The 2,206-nt window shown below is 39.8% G+C and carries 3 protein-coding genes; all 3 read right to left on the reverse strand.

Annotation, left to right across the window (positions count from 1 at the left end; translation table 11 throughout):
- Nucleotides 1–123: 123 nt before the first annotated feature.
- Nucleotides 124–609, reverse strand: coding sequence for a 23S rRNA (pseudouridine(1915)-N(3))-methyltransferase RlmH (gene rlmH, locus ACJMMI_RS08455; protein WP_405354926.1), 486 nt, complete (start codon nt 607–609; stop codon nt 124–126).
- Nucleotides 610–618: 9 nt separating this feature from the next.
- Nucleotides 619–1,407 carry an MBL fold metallo-hydrolase gene (locus tag ACJMMI_RS08460; RefSeq protein ID WP_405354928.1) on the reverse strand — a complete coding sequence of 263 codons (789 nt, stop codon included), beginning with the start codon at nt 1,405–1,407 and terminating at the stop codon, nt 619–621.
- A gap of 139 nt (nt 1,408–1,546) precedes the next feature.
- On the reverse strand, nt 1,547–2,206 hold a 660-nt coding region (locus ACJMMI_RS08465; protein ID WP_405354930.1), incomplete at its 5' end, for a PhoU domain-containing protein.

Consider the following 2,206-nt stretch of genomic DNA (forward strand, 5'->3'; position numbering starts at 1 on the left):
AGCAAACACAAGTTCATCTCTGTTTGGCTGATAAATCTGTGACACTCTTGCACCGAGTGCCTCGGTTTCAATTTCGTGCTTAATATATCTTAAAAAAATTCCGTCTAATGCCATTTTTTACCTCTACTTATGATACTTGCCGTTTGTTGAAATCTCAAATGCACGGTAAATCTGTTCTGAAAGCACCATTCGTGCCATCTGATGAGGGAAGGTCATTTTGCTCATTGAAAGCTTGAAATCGGCTCTGCTCTTAACTTTATTGCTAAGGCCGTAGCTGCCGCCGATAATAAAATCAACTGTGCTCTTGCCTGTGATTGCCGCATTGTCAAGCATAGCCGAAAGCTCCTCGCTTGAAAGCTGTTTGCCCTCAATGCACATTGCAACAACATAGTCGCCTGCACCTATTTTCTTTAAAATTCTCTCTCCCTCAGCCTCAATTACCTCTGAAATTTCAGCCTGATTAGGATTATTATTTCTGATTTTTTCCTCAGCAAGCTCTACAACCGCAAATTTACAAAAAGCTGTAAGTCGCTTTGCATACTCAGAAATAGCGTCCGTAAAATATTTTTCTTTAATTTTTCCAATACAAATTATATTTATTCTAATCATTTTTCACCACTAAAAAATCACGCTTTTTGCGTTGGTTTCTACCGGAGCAATGTCGAGTGTGTAGTCAATTCCCCGCTTCATTCCATATTTTGAAAGCTCGTTTACGGCTGTATTTAACGCTATTGACGGAGTATTGTTCTGTTCACTGAGATGACCGAGCATAAGTCTTAATGTGCCTGACTGCACAAGTCCTGCAAGCTCCGAGGCACAGTCTGAATTTGACAAATGACCGTACTTTGAGAGTATTCGCCTTTTAAGTACAAAAGGATACGGGCCATTTTTGAGCATATCGACATCGTGGTTAGACTCAATTACGGCAAAGTTACTGTGAGCAACAGCATTTCGTACATCAGCTGTCATATAACCCATATCTGTAGCTATTGTGCCAGTCTTGCCATCTGCAAGTGTGACGCTGTAGCAACAGCTTTCGGCGGCATCGTGTGGTGTATCAATTCGCTTAACAAGCATATCGCCAACTGCTATTTCATTTTCAATTACCTCGGTTTCAAAACGCTTATCAAGCTTATTTGAATTTTCAAGAGCCTGAAGCGTACCCTTGCTTGCATACACCTTAAAATTATAGCGTGAGGCAAGCACCTTTATTGCACTGCAATGGTCGGTATGCTCATGTGTGATGAACACAGCACCTATAATGCGTGGGTCTATGGAGTTTGCAAGCAATGCGTTTTCAATCTGCTTACAGGAACGACCTGCGTCAATAAGCACCCCTTGTGTTGATGTACCGAGAAAATAGCTGTTTCCTTTACTGCCGCTAAAAAGCGGAACTGCCTTTGCCAAACTAATCTACCCCTAATCAATCATAGTCATAATAATATATAATAACATAATTTTTTTACTTTGTCATCTATAAAAATATGCACCTCCAAAATTGTCTAACTTTTGGGGTGCATATCAAAATTGCTGTGTGCTGAATTTATTATTTTTTCATAAGAGCTGATGCAGGAAGTGCGTACTTTTTCTTGTACTCCTTATAATCAGCATTGTACTGAATATCGTCTGAGTTTTTAAGCTCGTGAAGATATTCGTGAGCATCATAGCCGTTATTATTAATTTCAATAACACCGACTGCGATGTTTGAACAGTGGTCGGAAACTCTTTCCATACTCGTAATGAGATCAGAGAAAATGAAGCCAAGCTCGATTGTACATTCGCCGTTTGTAAGGCGCTTTACATGAGCTTCTTTAAGCTTATCCCTGATGCGGTCAATAACCTGCTCAAGCGGTTCAACCTTAGCCGCAAGCTTTACATCATTGTTGATAAAAGCAAGGGTTGCATTGTTGATAATTTCTTTTACAGCGTCCATCATAACATGAAGTCCTGCCATTGCCTCTTCTGAGAATACCGCTTTTTTCTCTTCAATTTCTTTTGCGGCACTTACAATATTCATTGCGTGGTCGCTGATTCGTTCAAAGTCACCTATTCCGTGAAGAACACGCTGAACGCTTTTACTGTCATTTTCAGAAAGATTTTTCTGGCTTAACTTTACAAGATATGTAGAAATTACATCTTCGTACATATCAATGGTATCTTCATTTTCAGAAAGGGTTTCTGCTGCCTTTTCGTTATAATGACCTAC

This window comes from Ruminococcus sp., assembly GCF_045129435.1.
GTDB lineage: Bacteria > Bacillota > Clostridia > Oscillospirales > Acutalibacteraceae > Ruminococcoides.